The sequence below is a fragment of the Fontimonas sp. FW305-C-3 genome, from assembly GCF_058783185.1.
In genome coordinates, this window is sequence record NZ_JBYSYK010000004.1 from 80,027 (window position 1) to 102,782 (window position 22,756).

The 22,756-nt window shown below is 66.6% G+C and carries 21 protein-coding genes; 6 read left to right on the plus strand and 15 right to left on the minus strand.

Annotation, left to right across the window (positions count from 1 at the left end; all coding sequences use genetic code 11):
- Window positions 1–25 precede the first annotated feature (25 nt).
- Entirely contained in the window at window positions 26–490 is a 465-nt protein-coding gene (locus AC3WUF_RS15875; protein WP_492427343.1) for a hypothetical protein, read from the minus strand.
- Between the two features lie 16 nt (window positions 491–506).
- Window positions 507–980 (minus strand): cellulose biosynthesis protein BcsD, encoded by a 474-nt coding sequence (gene bcsD, locus AC3WUF_RS15880; RefSeq protein ID WP_492427345.1) that lies wholly within the window; start codon window positions 978–980, stop codon window positions 507–509.
- Between the two features lie 180 nt (window positions 981–1,160).
- Here bcsD and AC3WUF_RS15885 point away from each other — a divergent pair, with 180 nt between their 5' ends.
- Complete coding sequence (locus AC3WUF_RS15885) at window positions 1,161–1,973, plus strand: hypothetical protein (protein WP_492427347.1); 813 nt, start codon at window positions 1,161–1,163, stop codon at window positions 1,971–1,973.
- A 12-nt stretch (window positions 1,974–1,985) separates the two neighbouring features.
- Here AC3WUF_RS15885 and AC3WUF_RS15890 read toward each other — a convergent pair whose 3' ends face one another.
- From AC3WUF_RS15890 to AC3WUF_RS15900, 3 genes are all read right to left on the minus strand, one after another.
- Window positions 1,986–3,248 (minus strand): GGDEF domain-containing protein, encoded by a 1,263-nt coding sequence (locus AC3WUF_RS15890; RefSeq protein ID WP_492427349.1) that lies wholly within the window; start codon window positions 3,246–3,248, stop codon window positions 1,986–1,988.
- Between the two features lie 327 nt (window positions 3,249–3,575).
- Entirely contained in the window at window positions 3,576–4,886 is a 1,311-nt protein-coding gene (locus AC3WUF_RS15895; protein ID WP_492427351.1) for an acetyl-CoA C-acetyltransferase, read from the minus strand.
- A 12-nt stretch (window positions 4,887–4,898) separates the two neighbouring features.
- Entirely contained in the window at window positions 4,899–5,714 is an 816-nt protein-coding gene (locus AC3WUF_RS15900; RefSeq protein WP_492427353.1) for an SDR family NAD(P)-dependent oxidoreductase, read from the minus strand.
- A gap of 133 nt (window positions 5,715–5,847) precedes the next feature.
- Here AC3WUF_RS15900 and AC3WUF_RS15905 point away from each other — a divergent pair, with 133 nt between their 5' ends.
- Both AC3WUF_RS15905 and AC3WUF_RS15910 read left to right on the plus strand, forming a co-directional pair.
- The gene (locus tag AC3WUF_RS15905) at window positions 5,848–6,414 is read left to right on the plus strand and encodes a TetR/AcrR family transcriptional regulator (protein ID WP_492427355.1); all 567 of its coding nucleotides are present in this window, start codon (window positions 5,848–5,850) and stop codon (window positions 6,412–6,414) included.
- Window positions 6,411–7,721: a PQQ-dependent sugar dehydrogenase gene (locus AC3WUF_RS15910; RefSeq protein ID WP_492427357.1), complete on the plus strand. Its 1,311-nt coding sequence runs from the start codon at window positions 6,411–6,413 to the stop codon at window positions 7,719–7,721. Before AC3WUF_RS15905 ends, AC3WUF_RS15910 begins: the two co-directional genes overlap by 4 nt.
- Window positions 7,722–7,997: 276 nt before the next feature.
- Here the strand turns inward: AC3WUF_RS15910 and AC3WUF_RS15915 are convergent, their stop codons facing one another.
- Genes AC3WUF_RS15915 through AC3WUF_RS15940 form a run of 6 tightly spaced genes read right to left on the minus strand, consistent with a single transcriptional unit; the run spans window position 7,998 to window position 14,663 of the window.
- Entirely contained in the window at window positions 7,998–9,056 is a 1,059-nt protein-coding gene (locus AC3WUF_RS15915; RefSeq protein ID WP_492427359.1) for a fumarylacetoacetate hydrolase family protein, read from the minus strand.
- Between the two features lie 16 nt (window positions 9,057–9,072).
- Complete coding sequence (locus AC3WUF_RS15920) at window positions 9,073–10,530, minus strand: LVIVD repeat-containing protein (protein ID WP_492427361.1); 1,458 nt, start codon at window positions 10,528–10,530, stop codon at window positions 9,073–9,075.
- A gap of 48 nt (window positions 10,531–10,578) precedes the next feature.
- Entirely contained in the window at window positions 10,579–11,319 is a 741-nt protein-coding gene (locus tag AC3WUF_RS15925; protein WP_492427363.1) for a hypothetical protein, read from the minus strand.
- 23 nt (window positions 11,320–11,342) lie between these two features.
- On the minus strand, window positions 11,343–12,065 hold the full coding sequence (locus tag AC3WUF_RS15930) for a DUF2238 domain-containing protein (RefSeq protein WP_492427365.1): 723 nt from the start codon (window positions 12,063–12,065) through the stop codon (window positions 11,343–11,345).
- 1 nt (window position 12,066) lies between these two features.
- Window positions 12,067–13,368: an MFS transporter gene (locus tag AC3WUF_RS15935; RefSeq protein WP_492427366.1), complete on the minus strand. Its 1,302-nt coding sequence runs from the start codon at window positions 13,366–13,368 to the stop codon at window positions 12,067–12,069.
- Complete coding sequence (locus tag AC3WUF_RS15940) at window positions 13,365–14,663, minus strand: MFS transporter (RefSeq protein WP_492427368.1); 1,299 nt, start codon at window positions 14,661–14,663, stop codon at window positions 13,365–13,367. The genes AC3WUF_RS15935 and AC3WUF_RS15940 overlap by 4 nt, the downstream gene beginning before the upstream one ends.
- A gap of 154 nt (window positions 14,664–14,817) precedes the next feature.
- Here AC3WUF_RS15940 and AC3WUF_RS15945 point away from each other — a divergent pair, with 154 nt between their 5' ends.
- From AC3WUF_RS15945 to AC3WUF_RS15955, 3 genes are read left to right on the plus strand one after another with little or no spacing between them, the layout of a single operon-like run.
- A complete protein-coding gene (locus AC3WUF_RS15945; protein ID WP_492427370.1) occupies window positions 14,818–15,690 on the plus strand; it encodes a DNA ligase in 873 nt (290 codons plus the stop codon).
- Window positions 15,691–15,723: 33 nt separating this feature from the next.
- Window positions 15,724–15,960: a hypothetical protein gene (locus AC3WUF_RS15950; protein WP_492427372.1), complete on the plus strand. Its 237-nt coding sequence runs from the start codon at window positions 15,724–15,726 to the stop codon at window positions 15,958–15,960.
- Window positions 15,961–15,967: 7 nt separating this feature from the next.
- Complete coding sequence (locus tag AC3WUF_RS15955) at window positions 15,968–17,269, plus strand: MFS transporter (RefSeq protein ID WP_492427374.1); 1,302 nt, start codon at window positions 15,968–15,970, stop codon at window positions 17,267–17,269.
- A gap of 69 nt (window positions 17,270–17,338) precedes the next feature.
- Here AC3WUF_RS15955 and AC3WUF_RS15960 read toward each other — a convergent pair whose 3' ends face one another.
- The 4 genes from AC3WUF_RS15960 to trkA all read right to left on the minus strand — a co-directional run bounded on the left by AC3WUF_RS15960 (window position 17,339) and on the right by trkA (window position 22,734).
- Entirely contained in the window at window positions 17,339–18,280 is a 942-nt protein-coding gene (locus tag AC3WUF_RS15960; RefSeq protein ID WP_492427376.1) for a homoserine kinase, read from the minus strand.
- 88 nt (window positions 18,281–18,368) lie between these two features.
- Window positions 18,369–19,862 (minus strand): potassium transporter TrkG, encoded by a 1,494-nt coding sequence (locus AC3WUF_RS15965; RefSeq protein ID WP_492427378.1) that lies wholly within the window; start codon window positions 19,860–19,862, stop codon window positions 18,369–18,371.
- Window positions 19,859–21,352, minus strand: a complete 1,494-nt coding sequence (locus AC3WUF_RS15970) for a TrkH family potassium uptake protein (protein WP_492427380.1) — start codon at window positions 21,350–21,352, stop codon at window positions 19,859–19,861. The genes AC3WUF_RS15965 and AC3WUF_RS15970 overlap by 4 nt, the downstream gene beginning before the upstream one ends.
- Before the next feature lie 5 nt (window positions 21,353–21,357).
- The gene (gene trkA, locus AC3WUF_RS15975; protein ID WP_492427382.1) at window positions 21,358–22,734 is read right to left on the minus strand and encodes a Trk system potassium transporter TrkA; all 1,377 of its coding nucleotides are present in this window, start codon (window positions 22,732–22,734) and stop codon (window positions 21,358–21,360) included.
- Window positions 22,735–22,756: the final 22 nt, after the last annotated feature.

Here is a 22,756-nt window from a genome sequence, read left to right on the forward strand (position 1 = left end):
TCGGCCTGGCGGATGTCATCGGCAATCAGGCCTGCTTCTGGACGCGTGCCGACGCGGCGGTTTCCATCTCGGCGAAGATCGTCGTCAGCAGGCGCTGGCGCGGTGCCGGCGCCGCGCTCGGACGCCAGACGTGACGCTCCGGCAGGTCCAGCGACAGATACGGTTTGCGCATCGGCGAGCCGATGGCCTGGCGGCGCAGGCGTTCGAAGGTGAAGGCCAGCGGGCTGCTGCCGGTGACCGAGCGCAGGCCCTTGCTGTCGTCTTCGATCGTGACCGGCGTGGGCGCCTTCGCGGCGGCGGCAGGCGTGATGGCGACGACCGGCGCAGGCGCGGCTGCTGGCGGAGGCACCGCTGCGGCTGGATTGGCCGCAGCCGCGGGCGTCGGCGCGGCCGTACTTTTCGGCGTGCCGAATTCGCGGTAGCGAACCGTGCCGAGGTGCAGATGCGCGACCAGCGCGTCGACGTCGTTGCCGTCTTTGTTGCTGCTCATGGTGACCGACTCCAACTCAAGCAAAACTCGATTCGTGGGCGAGGCGGAAGCGCAGCACTTCGCTGCCGCTGACCGTGGCGGCGACTTCGCGCACATCCAGGCGGTCGCCGGCACCGAGCTGGCGCATCCATTCCGCGTAAACCCCTTCAAAAAATCCGGGCGACCAGCTCAAGGCGGCGTCGCCAAACCAGGTCTTCAACGGCACGCAGCCGTGCAGGATGTCGATCGCACCCGCCGCTTCCTCGACCGCGAGCCAGCCCCAGCTCAGTTCCGACAGCACCGCATTGCCGCGCTGCTCGAAGTCGGCCAGGGTCTTGATCTCGCCGATGCCGCGCTGGCTGCCGAAGCGGCGCCCGGCCAGATAAGCCAGCGAGCGCAGCTGCGCGGCCGGAATCTGCTGTTCAAGCTCGCTGGCCAATACGCGCAGGACCGGCTCCGCGGATTCAGGCGGCCGGCGGGAGCTCAGATATTCGTGGCTACGAGGGTCCATGGCTGGCGCTCGGTCAGCAGTTCGGCGGGCGCCGGGGGCGCCAGAAAGGGTGCGCAAATTGCATAGACGTATTCATCGTTCCCGACGCCATAGCAGTTCCTGTGCCATTGTGCCCGGAAATCAGGCAAAGTAACATCAATTTTTCCAAATATCTCATTGGTATATCTGTAGTTTCCAGCCATGAAAGTAAGTTCCGGACTGCAGATTTCAGGCATTTTCGCGATCGTCGCGCTGCTGGCGGGCTGCGGATCGCAGATCGACACCATCGAGATTCCCGACGTGCGCCCGCCGAGCGTCGCGCCGGCCGGCATCTACAGCGGCACGCTGACGTCCGTTGCTTCGGGGACGACGCTGGACGTCGACGTGCTCGTCAACGACAGCCGCCTCTACCTGTATGACGCCGAGGGCAGCCTGATCGCCAGCGGCCGCTACAGCGTCAGCGATCGCGACATCAACTGGCAGGGCCGCGCGTTCGCGCAGGTCGGTACCGATACGGTCGATCCGGATGACGATGAAGTCCTCGTCCGCACGTTCAACGCGCAGGGCGGCTACGACCCGGAATCGGCGATCCTGATGAGCTATACCGCGACCAACGAGGGCGAAGCCGGCGTGGTCGACAGCGGCACGCTCGCGGTGGACTACCAGGAAGCCCAGTACGAACGGCGCTCGGACCTGCCGCTGGTCGCCGGGACCTGGATCGAGGAAGACGATTTCGGTGCGGTCACGACCTACTTCACCGTCAGCGAAGGCGGCACGATCTTCGGCCAGAGCCCCGGCTGCTCGTACAGCGGCACGCTGGCGCTGATCGACCAGCCCTACAACCTGTATTCCGCGCTGCTCTCCGAGCAGTGCGGCAACAACACGCCGAATCCGCAGCCGCCGCCGGCTTCCGGCCTGGCGACGCTGCGCCGTGCCGCGAACGGCAATCTGACGCTGGTCATCGTCACGACCAATGGCAGCGGCGGCACGCTGCTCCAGCTGCGGCCGGGCTGACCGCGTCAAAAATCAGGCGCGCTGCTGCTGCGGCGCGAGCACCTGCTCACCGGTTTCCGTCAGGTTGCGCCAGCGATAGGTATTGCGCCCGCCGGCCTTGGCTTCGTAAAGGCATTCGTCGGCCTGCTTGAGCAGCATCGACAGCGGCGTGCTGGCGTCGGCAACGACCGCACCGACGCTGCAGGTCAGCAGCCCCAGCGGCGCCGATTCGTTCTCGATCGCCAGCGATTCGGTGGTACTGACGATATCGCGCAGCAGCACCTCGCTGGCGCTGGGATTGAAATTGGGGATCAGCAGGCAGAACTCCTCGCCGCCGATGCGCGAGGCAATGTCCGGCGTGTTGAGCACATAGCGGTTCAGCGTCATCGCGAACTCGGCGAGCACGCCGTCGCCGTAGTCGTGGCCGTAGCGGTCGTTGATCTTCTTGAAATGATCGAGATCGATCAGCGCGAGCAGGATGTTGCGGCCGGTGCGCGCCTGGTCCTGCCGCAGGTTCAGGTCGTAGTGATTCTCCAGCGCGCGGCGGTTCGGCAGGCCGGTCAGCGAATCGCGGAACGCCATCATCTGCAGCAGCCAGGCGGACGCCCACTGGCGGCGCGAATCGATCTTCGACGAGATCGCCGCGACGACCACGCCGGACATGCTGATCACCTGGATCAGCCACGTCGATTCGGCGCGCGTCGCCAGCTTGATCGGCCACAGCACCGACGCATACAGCATCGCGGCGGCGGTGGCGGCGACGAACAGCAGCATGCGGCCGACGCGGAAGCGTCCCAGCAGCACGACGGTCAGCGGCACGACCATCGACGTCGACGGGTCAATCCACAGGCCGACGCGCTCGCTCTCGAAGCGCAGGTACTCGATGAAGACGGTTTCTCCGACAAACGCGGCGAGCAGCAGCCATTCGACGAAGACGCGATCCCAATGGCGGTACTGCAGCCAGGAGATCGCGCAGAAGAACAGCCCCATCGCGGCGATCTGCGGGGCGATCGGCCCCAGCGTCGCGGATGCGGCGTCGCCCAGCAGCTGCTGGCCCCACAGCGGTACCGTCAGGAACATGAGTGCCGTCGAGATCGCGAGGATCAGACGATTGCGGCGGCTGGAATGGCGCACGAAATGTTCGAACTCGCGTTCGATGCGCGGCGAGAACCAGTACCACCACACGCGCTCGCTGGCGGTGCGCTCCAGCGACTGCACTTCGGCTGCGGTGACGTCGTCGAGGCTCGAGCCGCGACGGCCGGATGGAACGGGGCGGCGGGATGCGCGCGGGCTCATGATCGACCGGCGGACCCCACGATCAATGTCGAACCGCCGCGTGCGCCTTTGCACGCGCGAGCCGCCGACGGCCCGACTTTAGCTTCCATGCTGGGAAACATCCGAAACCTTCCGCGCTAGCCGACGCTATTGATACACAGATCGGGGGCGGATGTATCCCCCTATATGGGTGCGCCGAGTGCGGGCAGAGACAGCTCATGCTTTTTCTCCCTCTCCCCGCGCGCGGGGAGAGGGCCGGGGTGAGGGGCGTCTTTTGAGGCCGTACGCCGTACAAAAAAGCGCCGGCCCCGGGGGAAGGGGCCGGCGCAGCAGCGCTGAGCGTGCGACTCAGCCTTCGAGGATCGCGGTGGCGCCGAGGCCGCCGGCGGCGCAGATCGACACCAGCGTGCGGCCGGACTTGCCGGTTTTTGCACGATGGGCGGCGAGCTGCTTCGCCGCGCCGGCCAGCACGCGGGCGCCGGTCGCGGCAAACGGATGGCCGAGGCCGACCGAACCGCCGTTGACATTGAGCTTGCTGCGGTCGATCTTGCCGAGCGCGCCGGGCAGGCCGAGCTTGTCGCGGCAGTAGGCGTCGCTTTCCCAGGCCGCCAGCGTGCACAGCACCTGGCCGGAAAAGGCCTCGTGGATCTCGTAGTAGTCGAAGTCCTGCAGGCTCAGGCCGTTGCGGGCGAGCAGGCGCGGCACCGCGTGCGCCGGCGCCATCAGCAGGCCTTCGGCATCGGGGCCGAAGAAATCCACCGCCGCGGTTTCGGCATCGACCAGATACGCCTGCGGCGCATGGCCGTGGGCGGCGGCCCACTCTTCCGAAGACAGCAGCAAGGCGGCGGCGCCGTCGGTCAACGGCGTCGAATTGCCGGCGGTCAGCGTGCCCTTGCCGGAAGTCTTGTCGAAGGCCGGCGCGAGGCGCGCGAGCTTTTCGGCCGAGCTGTCGGCGCGCAGGTTGTTGTCGCGCTCGAGGCCTTTGAACGGCACCAGCAGATCGCTGTAGAAACCGTCCTTGTAGGCACGCGCGGCATTGAGGTGGCTGGCGAGCGCAAGTTCATCCTGCGCTTCGCGCGTGATGCCCCACTGCTTGACCATCAGCTCGCAGTGCTCGCCCATGCTCAGGCCGGTGCGGCGTTCGTTGACGTTGGGCACCGAGGGTTTGAACATCGCCGGCCGCAGCTGCGCGAGCAGCGACAGCTTGTCGCCGCCGGTCTTGCTGCGGTTCAGGCGCAGGATCAGCTTGCGCAGCGAGTCCTGCAGCGACACCGGCGCGTCGGAAGACGAATCGACGCCGCCGGCGATGCCGGCTTCGATCTGGCCCGTCGCGATCTTGTTGCCGACCAGGATCGCGGTTTCCAGCGAAGTCGCGCACGCCTGCTGCACATCGTAGGCCGGCGTCTGCGGCGACAGGCCGCTGTCGAGCGCGGCTTCGCGGCTGATGTTGGCGTCGCGCGAATGCTTGAGCACCGCGCCGGCGGCCACTTCACCCAGGCGCTCGCCTTCGAGCTTGAACTTCGCGACCACGCCGCGCAGCGCGGCGGTCAGCATCTCGATGTTGTTCGACTCGGCATAGGCTGTGTTCTGGCGCGCGAAGGGAATCCGCGAGCCGCCGAGGATGGCGATGCGCTTGAGCGTTTTTGCGGTGTTGCTCATGTTCCTGCTCCGTTAGGCCGCTTGGGCGACGTGGGGTTTGTAGCGCGCGGCGGCGTGGCTGCGCGACAGGTTCGGGCCGAGCTTGAGGCGCGCCGCGCTGGCGGCTGTCCAATCTTCGGCATCCGGCAATGACGGGATCGTGACGACCTCGCCCTGGTCGTAGCCGGCGAGCGCGGCGTCGACCATCTCGTCGACGTCCATCAGCATGTCCTGCGGCAGCGCGTTGATGTCGGTGCCAGCGCGGTTCCAGATCTCGGTGCGCGTCGCGCCCGGCAGCACGGCCTGCACGCGGACGCCCTTGCTGCCGACTTCCTGCTGCAGCTTGAGCGTCAGGTTCAGCACATAGGCCTTGGTGCCGCTGTAGGCACCGTTGAACATTTCCGGCGCGAGCGCCAGCACCGAGCTGATGTTGATCAGCGCACCGGCGCCGCGGGCGACGAAGCCGGGCAGCGCGGCGCGCGCGAGGCGAGACGGCGCCAGCACATTGAGCTTGATCATCGCCTCGAGCTGTTCGGGATCGGCATCGACGAACTCGCCGCTCATCGCGACGCCGGCGTTGTTGACCAGCAGGCTGATGCGCGGATCGGTCAGCAGGCGCTGCTCGACGCGGCGCAGGTCGACGTCGACGGTCAGGTCGGCAACGATGAACTCGGCCTTGACGCCATAGGTCTGCGCCAAGCGCGCCGCCAGTGCTTCGAGCTTGCTGCGGTCGCGGGCGACCAGCAGCAGGTCGTGGCCGCGCTGCGCGAGGCGGTCGGCATAGGTGGCGCCGATGCCGATCGACGCGCCGGTGATCAGGGCGGTACCGCGGGAGGTCTGTTGGTTCATGTTGTGCTCCGTGCTGGCCTTGTAGGGTGATCATCAGGCGTACCGCCATTATTGATGATGATCGTCATGAATGTAATATGATGCTCATCATGTATAATGTCAAGCACGGCCGGACCCGGCGGAGGACGACACAATGAAAGTCAGCAGAGAACAGGCGGCGGAGAACCGCGGCCGGATTCTGGCGGCGGCGGGCAAGCTGTTCCGCCAGCATGGTTTCGAAGGCATCAGCGTTGCCGATCTAATGAAGAAGGCCGGCCTCACGCACGGTGGTTTCTATGGCCACTTCGCGTCCAAGGAAGAGCTGATGGCGCAGGCCTGCACGCAAGCCTTCAGCGACACGCTGAAGCTGTGGAAGACCGCCGCCGAGAATCCCAACGCCAATGCGCTCGGCGAGTTCGCCGAGACCTATCTGACGACCCGCCACCGCGATCATCCCGGCAGCGGCTGCGTCGCTTCGGCGCTGGCGGTCGATGCCTCGCGTCAGGGACCGCAGGTGCGTGCCGCGCTGACCGCCGGCGTGCGCGAGCATCTCGACGTCATCGCCAAGCTCTCGCCCGGCAAATCGGCGGCGGTGCGGCGCGACAAGGCGCTGGTGACCTATGCTGCGATGATCGGCGCGCTGGTCATGTCACGCGCGGTCGACGATGCCGAGCTGTCCGAGGAATTCCTCAACGCGGTCAAGGATGCGGTGGCGAAATGAACAGATCGAATCTGCTGTGGGCGCTGTGTCTGGTGACGGGGTTGGCGCAGGCCGAGGAGGCGCAGCTGAGCGTCGATGAAGGGATCGGTCCGGCACCGAAGCTGGTCGCGCCGGTGAAGTCCTGGCTGCCGACGATCAACATCGCGCCGGCGCGCGGCTGGCCGCAGGGCGGCATGCCTCGCGCAGCGGAAGGTCTGCGCGTCGCCGCGTTTGCCGGCGCCCTCGATCATCCGCGCTGGCTGCTTGTGCTGCCCAACGGCGATGTGCTCGTTGCCGAAACCAATGCCCCGGAACGTCCCGAGGACAGTGCCGGCATCAAGGGCTTTGTCGCCGGCCTCGTCATGAAGCGTGCCGGCGCGACGGTGCCCAGCGCGAACCGCATCACGCTGCTGCGCGATGTCGACGGCGATGGCGTTGCCGAACAGCGCAAGCCGCTGCTGGAAAATCTCAACTCGCCGTTCGGCATGGCCTGGGTCGGCGACCGCCTTTATGTTGCCGATACCGACGCGCTGTTGCGTTTCGACTACCGCCTCGGCGCCGACAAGGTCGACGGCAAGGCGACGCGTCTTGCCGATCTGCCGGGCGGTGCGCTGAACCATCACTGGACGAAGAGCCTGATTGCGAATGCCGATGGCAGCAAGCTGTATGTCGGCGTCGGTTCCAACAGCAATGTCGCCGAGAACGGCATGGACAAGGAAACCGAGCGCGCGGCGATCCTCGAGATTGATGCTGCGACGGGCGCGCGCCGCGTGTTCGCCTCCGGCCTGCGCAATCCGGTCGGCATGGCCTGGGAAGCGGAGAGCGGCAAGCTGTGGGTCGCGGTCAACGAACGCGACGAGATCGGCAGCGATCTGGTGCCCGACTACATGACCTCCGTCGAAGACGGCGCGTTCTACGGCTGGCCGTGGAGCTACTACGGCCAGCATGTCGACGTGCGCGTGCAACCGCCGCGGCCGGACATGGTCGCCAAGGCGCGCGTGCCGGATTACGCGCTCGGACCGCATACGGCGTCGCTGGGATTGTCCGCCGCCCACGGCAACACACTGCCCGAGCAGTTCGCCGAAGGCATGTTCATCGGCCAGCACGGCTCCTGGAACCGCAAGCCGCACAGCGGCTACAAGGTCATCTTCGTGCCGTTCGCCGGCGGCATTCCCGGCGGCAAGCCGCTGGACGTGCTCGACGGCTTCCTCAGCGAGGACGGCGATGCCTACGGCCGTCCGGTCGGCGTCGCCGTCGATGCGCGCGGCGGCCTGCTGGTCGCCGACGATGTCGGCAACACGATCTGGCGCGTCAGCGCCAAGCCGTAGAAAGCGCGAACGCCGGAATCCACCGCGGAAAGCGGAGAACGTAGCCCGGACGAAATCCGGGATCCGCACTTTCCGCGAGAGCCGCACCCCGGATTGCATCCGGGCTACAAAACTCAGCCGGCGATGCGATTGCGAATGACGCGATCTCCTCGCCGGCCCACTGTCGGCACCGTACCGTCGTCGCGATAGAACGTGCAGAAAACGTAGCCCGGATGAAATCCGGGATTCGCACTTTCCGCGACAGCCGCACCCCGGATTGCATCCGGGCTACAAAACTCAGTCGACAATGCGATTGCGGATGACGCCGAGATAATCGGCACGGATCGCAATCTCTTCGTCGAGCTGCAGGTACAGCCAGCCGGCCCACAGGTTGTGTGGCTTGAAGATCACGCCGGCCGGCGTGCCGGAGAAAATCACCGTGCCGGCCGGGATGCGTCCCTGCTGCGGCAGCAGCGGCACCGTGCCGTCGCCGCGATGGAAGGTCCAGCCGGCGCGCGCGTAGAACTGCTCGAGTTGCTGCACGGGATTCCAGACCATGTCGGCGGCCGTCGCGTCCTGGCGCAGCCGGCCGTTGCGCCACAGCTGCAGGCGCAACTGCGGATAGAACGCGGCGAAGTCGCGCGGGATCACGAACAGCGGTCCGAGCACGGAGAAGCCCTCGCGGCTCTTGCCGTCGACGAAACCGCTGGTGCCCATCTCCGTGCCGCGTTTGAGATTGCGCACCAGAGACCAGCGATCGGTCAGCTCGTTGCACAGCACGAGACCCATGCGCGCCGGCGCCGGCCTTGCCGCATCGATGTCGCGCAGCGCGACCAGGCCAAGCTCGGCCTCGTAGTCGAGCCGCGCGGATGCGCCGATCGCGACGCTGCTGTCGTGCCGGCTCGGCACGGCGATCTTCGGAAACAGGAACGGCTGTTCGTCGATGCCGGACTCGCGGGCATGCTCGCGGTAGTTCGCGCCGATCGCCAGGTTGTGCGTCGCCGCCAGCAGCGGCACTTCCAGCGCCGACACCGCGACGCTGATCGGCGCTGCTGTCGCCGCCGCGGCGAGCGCGTCGTAACCCAGCTCGTTGTAGGCGCGGATGGGATCGTCGTGGCCGAGCTGGAGCTGCTCCGTGAGATCGATTCCTTCGACCGAATCGTCTGCATAACGCGTCACCAGCAGCAGGCGTCCGCCGCTACGCGCGAAGCTCAGCGCCTCGGCAACGGGTGCGATGGCGACCTGCCGCAGTCTGGCTTCGTCGAGCGCCGCATCGTAGGGCGAACGCGACAGCCACAGGCTCGTCGCGAGCGTCGCCGTCAGCAGCAACAGCGCTATCCACAGGAAGCGGGTCACTATGTGTGCCCGTCGCTCAGTCCGGCCAGGCGCCGTTGGTCACGCGGATCGCATAAAAGCCGCTGTAGACGTCGCTGTACCAGATCTCCTTGCGCTCCGGCACGAACTCCGGGCTCGCCATCGCATAGCCGCTGGCCTCGAGATACGGCGTCAGGCGCGGATGCATCGGCGCGTGGAAATACGCGACTTCGCGCGGGCGTTCGACATCGCGGATATCGAAGATGCGCAGGCCGGACGCGATCATGCTGCAGGCCGCGATCGTCGGATCGACGCGCGTCGGCAGGTTGCAGTAGTGGCCGGCATAGCCCTGGCCGATGAAGTTGTTGCCCGGGTCGGTCGCCACCTCGGCGAAGTGCTCGGGGTTGTGCACCTCGAGGCGCAGGTCCGACGCGACGCGCGGATTCGTCTCGTCGCTGATGTCGATGATGCGCGCCGCGCCGACATCCCCGGCGCGGGCGAACTCGTCGATCTCCAGCAGATAGGGCTTGCCCTTGCTGGTGAACGGCAGCGCATTCTGCGGAATGCTCATGCGTGGCCAGGTCAGGCGCGAGACTTCGCGGACGACCGGGTTTTCCTTGCGCGCCTGGATCTCCGACACATCGAGAATGATCAGCGCGCGGTCGAGGTTGGGATCCGGCAGCGCGCAGGTCACCGCGAACGCACAGGCCGAACCCGACAGGCCGACGCCGGCCAGATACGCGCGGTTGCCGTCGGCGCTGATCGACAGGCCATGCGAGGAATATGGCATGACCTTCAGCACCCGCGGCCGGTCCGGATCGCTGATGTCGACCGCGGTCAGTGTCGGCGTGCCGGGCGAGGCGACGTAGAAAGTCTTGCCGTCCGGCGACAGGCCGCTCTCGTGGCCGAACAGCGTCAGCAGGCGCGAGGACTTCAGCACCGGATGGCGGCAGTCCTGCGAGATGTCGTAGATGTCGACGACGCCCGGTGCCAGCGCGGCGTTGCCGGCGACGGCGACAAGCAGGCCGCGTTCCTTGCTGACGACCATCGACTCGTGCGGGGTCAGCATCGCGACGGTGGTCAGGCGATCGGTCAGCACCGGCTGCGTCGGATCGGCCATGTCGAGCACGTTGACGCCGTTCTCGCCGTCGACGATGCCGAGCGGATACAGCAGCGCGCTGTCGTAGTAGGCGCAGTCGTTTCCGGCCGCGTCGATGTAGCGCTCGACCTTGAAGCCGGCGACGGTGCCGATCGCATTGTCGATCACGCGCGTGCCGACCAGCTCGGTGTTGCAGGTATAGCCTTCCGCGGCGCGGCCACTGCGATGTTCCTCGCGGCTGACGCGACCCTGGATGCCCAGCTCCGGCCGCGAGCCGGGGCCGCAGACCGCTTTCGGCGTGGCGGTGCTGCCATCGCCGCCGCTCACCGGCGGCACGACATCAACCGAAGCACTGTCGCCGCAGGCGGCAAGCGCGATGACGGCCAGCAGCAACAGACCATGGATGGTCTTTTTCATATGTCGGTCTCCCCCGGCATTTTCAGCCGAGTATAGGCGCGCCTGCGCCTACCAGGGAGCCTTCTGCCACTGCGTGACGTAGCAGTCGCCGTCGAGGCAGATCATCGGGTCGCGGTTCTTCGGATGATTGCGCAGCTGCAGCGGGTAGGTGGTCGTGCCGCCGTTGTCCGACTGCACCGTCAGGCTGCTCGTCGTCGCGCTCCAGCGGCCCTGGTCGTCGCTTGCCGAGCTGGTGCCACCCCAAAGGCCGGCGTTGCCGTTGCTGTACGCGCTGATGCTGCTTTCGGCGTGATAGCGATAGCGGCCATCGGCGGTGAGCTCGAAGCATTTTTCGCTCTGGCTGCCGCCGCCCATGTTGGCGCTGAAGCTGCCGAGGTAGCACCACTTGCCCGCGAGGTTCGCACGCGCGCCGCCTGCGGCTGGGGCTTCTGCAGCCGGTTTGGCGGCGGTTGCGGGCTTGCCGGGATTCGCCGCAGGCTTGCCGCCGCGTTCGAGCATGACCGGTCCGGCGAGGTCGCCGCCGGCGACCGTCATGCGGTTGCCGTCGATGCTGAAGCTGTAGGCCTGGACTTCACCGTCGCTTTCGAGGAACAGCATGCCGAGCTGTACCTGCCAGCTGAGCGCGGCGCCGTTGAAGTTGCCGCTGCCGTCCTTGCGCAGCTCCAGCACGGCGGCCTCGCTGTCAACGCTGCCGCGCCAGGTGCCGGTCAGATCGGCCGCTGCGGCCAGTGTCGAGATCAGCAGCATCGCTGCGCCGATCAATGCCGTGCCGATGGTCTGTCTGCTCATCGCCTATCCCCGCCAGTTGCGTTTCAGCGACCGTCCTTGATCAGGCGCGCGATGGCGTCTTCGCCATACGGTCGCGTGTCCTTGATCTTCAGGCTGTCGGACCATTCGCGGGCGAAGTCGCGCTGCAGGCGGCGGTTGATCGCCAGCGTGACCAGCATCGCGACGATCGCGCCGAGCGTGGCCAGGCCCATGTCCTTGTGCGCGTCCCAGACATCGCCTTGCGTGCCGAGGTAGGCAACGCCGAGGTCGCCGCCGAAGAATTCCGCGGCGGCCCATTCGAACATCTCGAACAGCGCCGATGTCGACAGCGTGAAATCCAGCGGCAGGAAATAGCCCCAGAAGCCGCGCACGTCGGCAACCCGCAGGAAGATCTCGCGCACCGGATAGGCGAGCAGCAAGCCGTAGCTGAAATGGACGAGACGGTCGTAGTGGTTGCGATCCCAGCCGAACATCGAATTGAAGGTGCTGCCGGTCAGTGCCTGCCACCAATCGTTGTACGGCACTTCCGCGTAGGTGTAATGCGCGCCGACCGCATGCAGGCACAAAAACAGGAAGATCAGCGTGTACGAGATGCGCGAGAACACGAAATGCTTGCGTGCCGCCCACAGGCCGAGGCCGAAGGCCAGCACCAGCGCGTTCTCGAGCGCCCAGTCCTTGCGATCGTGCGGCTCGATCGCGAGGACGATCCACAGCAGCGCGTACAGCGCGAGCAGCATCAGCAGGTAGGGCTTGCGGTTGATGGTCATGTCAGTCCCTCAACGCCTGACCGCGCGTCTCGACGACGAGCGGCATCAGCAGCAGGCCGACGAGCGGCACGACAGCGATCCACACCAGCACCTCCATCGCGGTGCCCGGCCCCTTGGCGGCGATCACGCCGACGACGAAGGGCCCGATCGCGGCGATGACGCGGCCGGCGTTGTAGCAGAAGCCGGCACCGGTCGCGCGCAGGCGGGTCGGGAACAGTTCCGGCAGGTAGAACGTGAAGCTGCCGAAGATGCCGAACACCGACAGGCCGATCGCGAAGTACAGGTACAGGCGCAGCTGCGGCGCGACGTCGAGGCCGAAGGTCGCGAAGATCGCCAGCGCGGACGCGATGAAGTACAGCGCGAACATCGGCCGGCGGCCGAGCCGTTTGGCGACCGGAATCGTCAGCAGCGTGCCGAGGAAGCCGCCGATGTTGAACATCATCGTCGCGGTGAACTTCCAGTCTTCGACGAGGCGCTGGCGCGCGACCGCATCGAGCCCGTCCCTTGCGGCCTGTTCGAGCGCGAGGCCGGTCGCGAAGGTCGGCAGGAAGGCGTTGCAGCTCCACCAGGTGATCAGTGCGATCAAGGCCATCAGCAGGCCGCTGCGGGTGATCCTGCGCAGCGCGGGCGTGAACAGCTCCGACAGCTTCGGCGGCTGCTGGCCGCGCGTCGCGGCGGTCCAGCGTTCCGGTTCCTTGATGAACAGGCGGATGATCAGCACGACGACCGCCGGGATCAGGCCGCAGGCGAAGACGAAACGCCAGGACAGTTCCGGCTGGTCGGCAAACAGATGGCCGGCGATGACGACGTTGACGATCGTCGCCAGCGTCGTGCCGAACGCAGCCGAGGTGTACAGCAGCGCGCCGGCTTCGACGCGGCGGTTCTCCGGCATGACCTCGGCGACCATCGATGCACCGGCTGCCCATTCGCCGCCGATGCCGAGCGATGCGACGATGCGAAACGCCAGCAGCCACCAGATGTTCGGTGCGAACGCGCAGGCCGCGGTGCCCAGCGCATACATCAGGATCGTCAGCTGCATGGTGCGCGTACGGCCGATGCGATCGGCGACGTAGCCGAACAGGATGCCGCCGGCGGCCCAGCCGAGCAGCAGCACCGACGTCAGAATGCCGGTCCAGTACAGCGTGACCTGCTTGGCCTCGGCGCTGCCGATTTCGACGCCGAGCAGGGTCGGCACCGCGTTGGGCGCGACGAAGTTGAACAGGATGCTGTCGAACAGATCGAAGCCCCAGCCGAGCCAGGCGGCGAACAGCACGGTCCACTGGTAGCGCGTCAGGCCCATCATTGGGCGGACTCGAGGTCGCGGGTTTCCTTGGACAGCAGCATCGCGGTGAACGACAGCAGCGCGGCGACGCTCAGGTAGTAGCCGACGAACTCGAAGCCATGGTTCTTCGCGAGCCAGGTCGCGATGTACGGCGCCAGGGAGGCGCCGAAGATGCCGGCGAGGTTGAAGGTCAGCGAGGCGCCGGTGTAGCGCACCGACGCGGGGAACAGTTCGGCGAGGATCGTCCCCATCGGCCCGTATGTCAGGCCCATCAATGCGAGACCGAGCGCGAGCACGGCGACGACGTTGGCCGGCGTACCGGCGCCGAGCAGAGGCGCCATGAAGAAGCCAAATACCGCGATGGCCGCGCTGACGATCAGCAGTGTCTTGCGCCGGCCGTTGCGGTCGGCGTAGATCGCCGAGATCGGAATCGTCAGGCCGAAGAACAGGATACCGAACAGCTGCATGACGAGGAATTCCGAGCGCGGATACTGCAGCGCGGTCGTGCCCCAGGACAGCATGAACACCGTCATCAGGTAGAACAGCACGAAGGTCGCGATCGCGATCACGGTGCCGAGCACCAGTGCCCTTGTGTGATCGCGGACGACCGCGAGCATCGGCACCTTCACGCGCTCCTGCTGCTCGAGAATCTTCTGGAACACCGGCGTCTCGGTGATCGACAGCCGCACCCACAGGCCGACGATGACGAGCAGGCTGCTGGCGATGAACGGGATGCGCCAGCCCCAGGACAGGAAGTCTTCGTCGCTGAGGTTTTCCGACAGCAGCAGGAAGATGCCGCCGGAGCAGATGAAGCCCAGCGGCGCGCCGAGCTGCGGGAACATGCCGTACCAGGCGCGCTTGCCCGGCGGCGCGTTCTCGGTCGCGAGCAGCACCGCGCCGCCCCATTCGCCGCCGAGGCCCAGACCCTGGCCGAAGCGGCACAGCGCGAGCAGCAGCGGCGCGGCGATGCCGATCTGCGCGTAGGTCGGCAGCAAGCCGATCACCACGGTCGAGATGCCCATCGTCATCAGCGCGGCGACCAGCGTCGCCTTGCGGCCGATACGGTCGCCGTAGTGACCGAACAGCGCCGAGCCGATCGGCCGCGCGAAGAACGCGATGGCGAACGTCGCCAGCGACGACAGCATCGCCGAGGTAGGGTCGCTGGATGGGAAGAACAGCTTGGGGAACACCAGCACCGCGGCGGTGGCGTAGATGTAGAAATCGAAGAACTCGATCGTCGTGCCTATCAGGCTCGCGAACAGGACGCGGCCGGGTGAATTGACCGGCCGTGCGCCTGCGGTCTGGGTGTCGCTCATTCGCGGAAGTCTCCCCGCCGGTCGCCAGGACGACGCCGGTGTGGGCCGATTGTGCGGCAGCGGGCGCCGAACGCGCCAGACGCGCGGGCGCTAAGCTGCCCGGGCCGGCCAAGGACCGGCGCATGGCGGCGCAAGACCGCACAGGGAGGACCTCATGAACGGAAGCGGATTTCGCGGGCTCTGCGTGGCTGTCGCATGGGCGATGTGCGGGCAACCGGCAGCGGCGGCCGGCGCCGCACCGCCGCCGCTGATGCTGGCGCAGACCTACGACGGCGAAGCGGATGTTTCCGCGTACTGGATCAGCGAGAAGCTCGACGGTGTGCGCGGATACTGGGACGGCCGGCAGCTGTACAGCCGTGGCGGTCAGGCCATCGTGACGCCGGCCGGGTTCACCGCCGGCTGGCCGGCGGTCGCGATGGACGGCGAGCTGTGGATCGGCCGCGGCCGCTTCGACGAGACCAGCGGCGTCGTGCGGCGCAAGGATGCTGATTCTCGGCGATGGCGGCCGATGCGCTTCATGGTCTTCGATCTGCCGGCGCATCCGGGCCGCTTCGGCGAGCGGCTCGCCGAGCTGCGGCGCCTGGTCGCGCGCGCCGGCAACGAATCGCTGCGAGCGGTCGAACAGTTCCGCCTGGCGGATGCGGCGGCGCTGCAGGCGCGGCTGCAGGCGATCGTTGCCGCGGGCGGCGAGGGCCTGATGCTGCACCGCGCCGACGCCTACTACCGCCAGGGCCGCAGCGATGACCTGCTCAAGCTGAAGACCCATCACGACGCCGAGGCGCGCGTGATCGGCTATGCGCCGGGCAGCGGCAAGTATCGCGGCGCGGTCGGCGCGCTGATCGTCGAGCGGCCCGACGGGCGCCAGTTCCGCATCGGCAGCGGCCTGACCGACGCGCTGCGCCGGGTGCCGCCGCCGCTGGGCAGCTGGGTCACCTACCGCTACAACGGCAGCACCGGCGACGGCCTGCCGCGGTTCCCGCGCTACATCCGGATCCGCGACGATTTGCCGCCGCCGGATTCGCGGTGAGGCATGATGGCGGTCTGACTGCGGAGTATGGCGATGCGATACCGAATCTCGGGGTACTTGCTGGCGAGCCTGTTGCTGACGGCCTGCGGTGGCAGCGAACCGCCGCCGCCGGCGGCGGAACCGGAGGGCCGAGCGGAGACGCGCTCGGTGCGCAACACCGAGGCCATCGGCTATGCCGGCGACGCGATCGCCGACAAGGTCGACGGCGCGCTCAATGCGAATGACGAGCGCAAGGCCAAGCTCGATGCCGAGCTGGAGGCGTCCGAGTAGCGCCTGCATGTCGGCCGGAGCGACGGCAGCACCGCTGACGACGGCACGCCGTCTGCGCTCGATTGCCGGCGGTTCGATCGGCAATCTCGTCGAATGGTACGACTGGTACGTCTACTCGGCGTTCTCGCTGTACTTCGCGCAGGCGTTTTTCCCGAACAGCGACCCGACCGCGCAGCTGCTCAACAGCGCGGCGATCTTCGCGGTCGGCTTCCTGGTGCGCCCGCTCGGCGGCTGGCTGCTCGGCAGCTATGCCGACCGTCGAGGGCGCAAGGCGGCCCTGCTGCTGTCGGTGTGGATGATGTGCATCGGCTCGCTGATCATCGCGCTGACGCCGGGCTACGCGACGATCGGCATCGCCGCGCCGACGGTGCTGTTGCTCGCGCGTCTGCTGCAAGGCCTGTCGCTCGGCGGCGAGTACGGCATCTCGGCGACTTACCTGAGCGAGATGGCGACGAGCCAGCGGCGCGGCTTCTTCTCCAGCTTCCAGTACGTCACGCTGGTCTGCGGTCAACTGCTCGCGCTGACGGTGCTGATCGTCCTGCAGCAGTCGCTGACCCAGGCGCAGATCGAGAGCTGGGGCTGGCGCGTACCGTTCGCGATCGGGGCGCTATGCGCGCTGGTCGCGATGCTGCTGCGCTCAAGGCTGGAGGAAACGCAGTCGTTCGCGCGTGAACAGCAGAAGCAGGCGCCACGCTCGCCGCTGCGCGAACTGCTGCGCCATCCGCGCGAGCTGGGTCTGGTCGTCGGTCTGACGCTCGGCGGCACGGTCGCGTTCTACACCTACACGACCTATATGCAGAAGTTCCTCGTCAACAGCGCCGGCATGGACCGCACGACGGCGACGCTGATCAACGCCGCGAGCCTGTTCGTGTTCATGCTGTTGCAGCCGCTGGTCGGCGCGCTGTCCGATCGCATCGGCCGGCGGCCGATCCTGATCGGCTTCGGCGTGTGCGGCACGCTGGCAACCTTGCCGATCCTCGGCGCGCTGCGCACCGTCGACGATACCTGGAGCGCGTTCGCGCTGATCATGTGCGCGTTGCTGATCGTCAGCGGTTACACGTCGATCAACGCCGTCGTCAAAGCCGAGTTGTTTCCGACTCGCGTGCGTGCGCTCGGCGTCGGCCTGCCCTACGCGCTGACCGTCGCGCTGTTCGGCGGCACCGCGGAGTTCATCGCGCTGTGGTTCAAGCAGGCCGGCAACGAGACCGGCTATGACTGGTATGTCACCGGCTGCATCGCGGTGTCGCTGCTGCTGTACCTGACGATGCGGGATACGCGGAAGGAATCGCGGATCGACGCGGAGAGTTGAGCTCAGCGCTGGCGTCTCGATACAGCGTGCTGCGCACAGCGCGGTGTATCGAGAGACCGCAGCGGACCGCTACAAAACCGGCGGTGCCACCGTCCGATGGTGATCGAGAATCCGCCGGTAATGTTCCGGGTCCTTGATCTGCACGACATCGCCTTCGCGCGGGAAGGTCCAGTCGTAGAGGCGCGACAGCCAGAAGCGCAGCGCCGCGGCGCGCAGGATCAGCGGCCAGCTGGCCTTTTCGGCTTCGCTCAGTTCGCGGCGCGCGCGATAGGCGCTCATCAGCGCGTTCCAGCGTGCCGTATTCAGATGGCCGTTGGCCTCGAAGCACCAGTCGTTGAGGGTGATCGCGAGGTCGTAGGCCAGCGCATCGTTGCAGGCGTAGTAGAAATCGATGACGCCGGTCAGGCGCTGGTCGACGAACAGCACGTTGTCGCGGAACAGGTCGGCATGGATCACGCCCTGCGGCAGCGCGACCAGATCGAGCGCCTGCTGGGCGCGCAGTTCGTCCTCGATCAGGCGGCGATGTGCCGGGTCGCTGACCTTCTCGGCCAGCAGCGTGCCGGTCTTGGTGCGCCAGGCGACGCCGCGATCGTTCGCGCAGCGTCCCGCGTACGATCCGCCGAGCACATGCAGATCGCCGAGCACGCGGCCGACCTGGGCGCACTGCTCCAGCGACGGAAACAGCACGCTCTGCCCGGTCAGGCGCCGCACCAGCGCGGCGGGCTTGCCGTTGAGCGTCGTCAGGGTCTGGCCGTCGCGCGTATGCGCCGGCATCGCGCCGGGAAAATCGCGCGAAGCAAGGTGTTCCATCAGGCCGAGGAAGAACGGCAGGTCGGCGTAGTTGAGGCGCTCGAACAGGGTCAGTACCCAGCGGCCGTCGTCGGTGTCGACGAAGTAATTGGTGTTCTCGACGCCCTCGCCAATGCCCTGGAAACCGATCAGCTCGCCGACCGGGTAGCGCTGCAGGAAGGTCAGCAGCTCGCTGTGACTGACTTTGGTGAATACGGACATGGGGGCGAAATACCGGATGCTGTTTTGAAGTGAAGCTTAACGCCGATTCGGCGCTTGCACCGAGCGTGGCAATCTCCTGGCGGGCCGCTCAGCGGCGCCAGAAGCCCGGCGTGAAGATGATCAGGAACGTGAAGATTTCCAGGCGGCCCATGATCATCGTCACGATCAACACCCACTTGCCCATGTCGCTGACGCCAGCCATCGATGCGTTGGCGTGACCGAGTCCCGGGCCTTCGTTGTTGATCGCCGCCGCGACGGTCGAGAACGCGACGATCGGCTCCTCGCCGAGGGTGATCATGACCAGGGTCAGCAGGACCGTCAGGATGATGTAGACGAAGAAGAAGCCGCTGACCGCGTAGACGATGTCGTCCGGCACCGTGCGGCGGCCGAACTTGACGACGATCGTCGCGCTCGGATGCAGCAGGCGCTGCAGCTCGCGCAGTACCTGCTTGATGATCAGGACCAGACGCGCGACCTTGATGCCGGCCGACGTGGAACCAGCGCAACCGACCATGAAGCCGGACAGCACGATCAGCAGCGGTACATAGGCCGGCCAGAAGGTCGGATCCGCGGTGGCGAAGCCGGCATTGCTGCCGAAGGCGATCAACTGGAACATGCCGTAGCGGATTGCCGAGCCGAGATCGTCGTAGATGCCGAACAGCCACAGCGGCACGCAGACCAGCAGCGAGAGCGTCAGCACCGTCCACAGGAAGGCGCGGAACTCGGGGTCGCGCAGATAGGTGCCGACGGACTTGCCGCGCCAGGCCAGGAAATGCAGCGTGAAGTTGGTCGCGCCGATCAGCATGAAGATCATGCAGGCGATCTCGATGCCCAGGCTCTCGAAATAGCCGATGCTGGCGTCGTGGTTGGCGAAGCCGCCGGTCGCCACCGTCGACATGCCGTAACACAGCGCATCGAAGAAGCTCATCCCGAGCAGCCAGTACGTCAGGATGCAGATCGCCGTGATGGCCAGGTAGATCAGCCACAGCGCGCGCGCCGTGCTGGCGATGCGCGGCGTCAGCTTGCTGTCCTTCATGGGGCCCGGCGTCTCGGCGCGGTAGAGCTGCATGCCGCCGATGCCGAGCATCGGCAGCAGCGCGACGGCGAGGACGATCACACCCATGCCGCCGAGCCAGTGCAGCTGCGCGCGGTAATAGAGAATCGCCCAGGGCATCGCATCGAGTCCGCCGGCGATGGAGGTCGCGCCGGTCGTCGTCAGGCCGGAGGTGGACTCGAAGACCGCGTCGGTGAAATTCAGCCACTCGATCGGCAGGATGTAGAACGGCACCGCGCCGAAGGCGGACAACACGACCCAGAACAGCACGACGACCAGAAAGCCGTCCCTGATCTTGAGTTCGGCGCTGGCGCGCCGCACGGGAAGGAAGACGGCCGCGCCTGCGCCCAGGGTCAGGCCCAAAGCCTGCGCGAACGCCAGCGCCAGACCTTCGTCGCGGTACAGCGAGATCAGCATCGGCGGCAGCATCGTCGCCGAGAACTGCATCAGCAGAATGCCGGTCACGCGCTGGACGGCGGCGAATCGCCGCAGCGGGCTGGCTGAAGGGAGCGCCCTGGCGACGTTCATCGACGCCAGAACGCCGGCGTGAAGACGATCAGCAGCGAGAAGATCTCAAGACGGCCGAGCAGCATCGTGAAGATCAGGATGCATTTGCCGATCTGCGATACGCCGGCCATCGACGCATTGTGGTCGCCCAAGCCGGGGCCGGAGTTGTTGATGCAGGCCGAGACCGCCGAGAACGCGGTCAGCGGATCGAGACCGGTCGCGATCATCGCGGTCGTCAGGATCAGCGTGGCGCCGATGTAGACCGAGAAGAAGCCGCCGATCGCGTAGACGATAGGGTCCGGCACGACCTTGCCGGCCAGCTTGATCGGCAGTTCGGCACTCGGATGGATCAGGCGCTGCATCTCGCGTGCCGCCTGTTTGACGAACAGCATCAGGCGCACAACCTTGACGCCGCCGGCGGTCGAGCCGGCGCAGCCGACCATGTAGAAGGTCATGATCAGCATGACCGGTGCATAAGAGGGCCAGTAGCTGGGATCCGCGGTGCCGAATCCGGTCGTCGATCCGTAGGAGATGACATGGAACAGCACCTTGCGGATCGTCGTCTCGGCGCCGTCGTAGGTGCCGGCGACCAGCAGCGGAATCATGATCAGCACGGTGAAGCCGAGGACGATCAGCACGCTGGTCGCCGCTTCGGTGTCGCGCAGGTAGACACCGGGACCGCGCGAGCGCCAGGCGGCGAAATGCGTCGCGAAATTCAGCGCGCCGAGCATCATGAAAACCATCACGACGTACTCAATCAGCGGGCTGTTGTAGTAGCCAATGCTGGCATCGTGGTTGGAGAAACCGCCGGTGGCCATCGTCGACATCGAGTGCACGACCGCATCGAACGCGGGCATGCCGGCCAGCCAATAGCTGAGGCCGCAGGTCACCGTCAGCGCCAAATAGACGATCCACAGCGCACGTGCAGTTTCGGCGATGCGCGGAGTCAGCTTGGAGTCCTTCATCGGCCCCGGCGTCTCGGCCTTGTACAGCTGCATGCCGCCGACGCCGAGCATCGGCAGAATGGCGACGGCGAGAACGATGATGCCCATGCCGCCCAGCCAATGCAGCTGCGCTCGATAGTAGTTAATCGCGTGCGGCAGGTTGTCCAGGCCGCTGGGGATGACGGTCGCGCCGGTCGTCGTCAGGCCGGACACCGACTCGAACAGCGCATCGACGAACGAATGCCAGCCGACTTCGGTGATGTAGAGCGGAATCGCACCGAACCCGGACAGCACCGCCCAGAATGCGACGACGACGAGAAAGCCGTCGCGGGTTTTCAGTTCGGCGCGCGAATGTCGGACCGGCCAGTAGGCGATGGCGCCGGTGATCAGGCTGATCCAGGCACCTTCGAAAAACGCATAGGCAACGCCTTCGGCGTAAATGAGGCTGATCAGCGCCGGCGGCAGCATGCTGATCGAGAACATCATCAGCAGCAGGCCGATCACGCGTTGCACCGCCGCGTAGCGCTGCGAACGGGTGGCGAACACCTGTTTGTCGGCGTAGCCCATCGCGGCTAGAAGAAGCTCAGCCCGACCTGGAACAGTTTCTCGACTTCGCGGACCCGCTTCTTGTCGACGAGGAACATGATCACATGATCCTCCGCTTCGATGACGGTGTCGTGGTGCGCGATGATGACTTCGTCGCCGCGCACGATGGCGCCGATCGTCGTGCCCTGCGGCAGCTTGATCTCTTCGAGGCGGCGGCCGACAACCTTGGAGTTGTGCCGGTCGCCATGCGCGATGGCCTCGATCGCCTCGGCGGCGCCGCGGCGCAGCGAGTGCACGCGCACGACGTCGCCGCGCCGCACGCGCGCGAGCAGCGCCGAGACGGTCGACTGCTGCGGCGAGATCGCGATGTCGATGCTGCCGCCTTCGACCAGATCGACATACGACAGGCGGTTGATCAGGCACAGCGCCTTGCGTGCGCCGAGCCGCTTGGCGAGCATCGCCGAGAGGATGTTGGCTTCGTCGTCGTTGGTGATCGCGCAGAAGACATCCACATCCTCGATGTTCTCTTCGCGCAGCAGCGATTCGTTGGCGCCGTCGCCGGTCAGCACGATGGTGTGCTGCAGCTGCTGAGCCAGGAACACCGCGCGATCCTTGAACTTCTCGATGATCTTGACCTGGATCTTGCTCGCTTCGAGCGCCTTGGCCAGGCGCAGGCCGATGTTGCCGCCGCCGGCCAGCATCACGCGCTTGACCGGTTTGTCGAGGCGGCGCAGCTCGGCAATGATCTTCGGGATGTGATTGCGTGCGGCGACGAAGAACACTTCGTCTTCCGCCTCGATGACGGTATCGCCTTCCGGAATGATCGGCCGGCCGCGGCGGTAGATCGCGGCGACGCGCGCATCGATGCCCGGCAGATGCTGCGGCAGCTCCTTGAGCTGGCGCGAAACCAGCGGGCCGCCGTAGTAGGCCTTGACGCCGACGAGGCGCACGCGGCCGTCGGCGAACTCGACGACCTGAACCGCGCCGGGATATTCGATCAGGCGCTGGATCAGATCGGTGACGAGCTGTTCCGGCGAGATGCGCATGTCCACCGGCAGGGCGTCGGCGGCGAACAGTTTCTCTTCCTTCAGGTAATCGGTCGCGCGGACACGGGCGATCTTGGTCGGCGTGTTGAACAGCGTGTTGGCGATCTTGCACGCCAGCATGTTGGTCTCGTCGCTGCTGGTGACCGCGATGATCATGTCGGCATCGTCGGCACCGGCGAGTCTCAGCACGCTCGGGTGCGAGGCATGGCCGGTGACCGTGCGGATGTCGAGGCGTTCCTGCAGATCCTCGAGCGCCACCGGATTGATGTCGACGACCGTGACATCGTTCTGTTCGCTGGCCAGGTTTTCAGCCAGCGTGGACCCCACCTGACCGGCGCCGAGAATGATGATCTTCATGCGGCGCGCACCTTACGCCTGC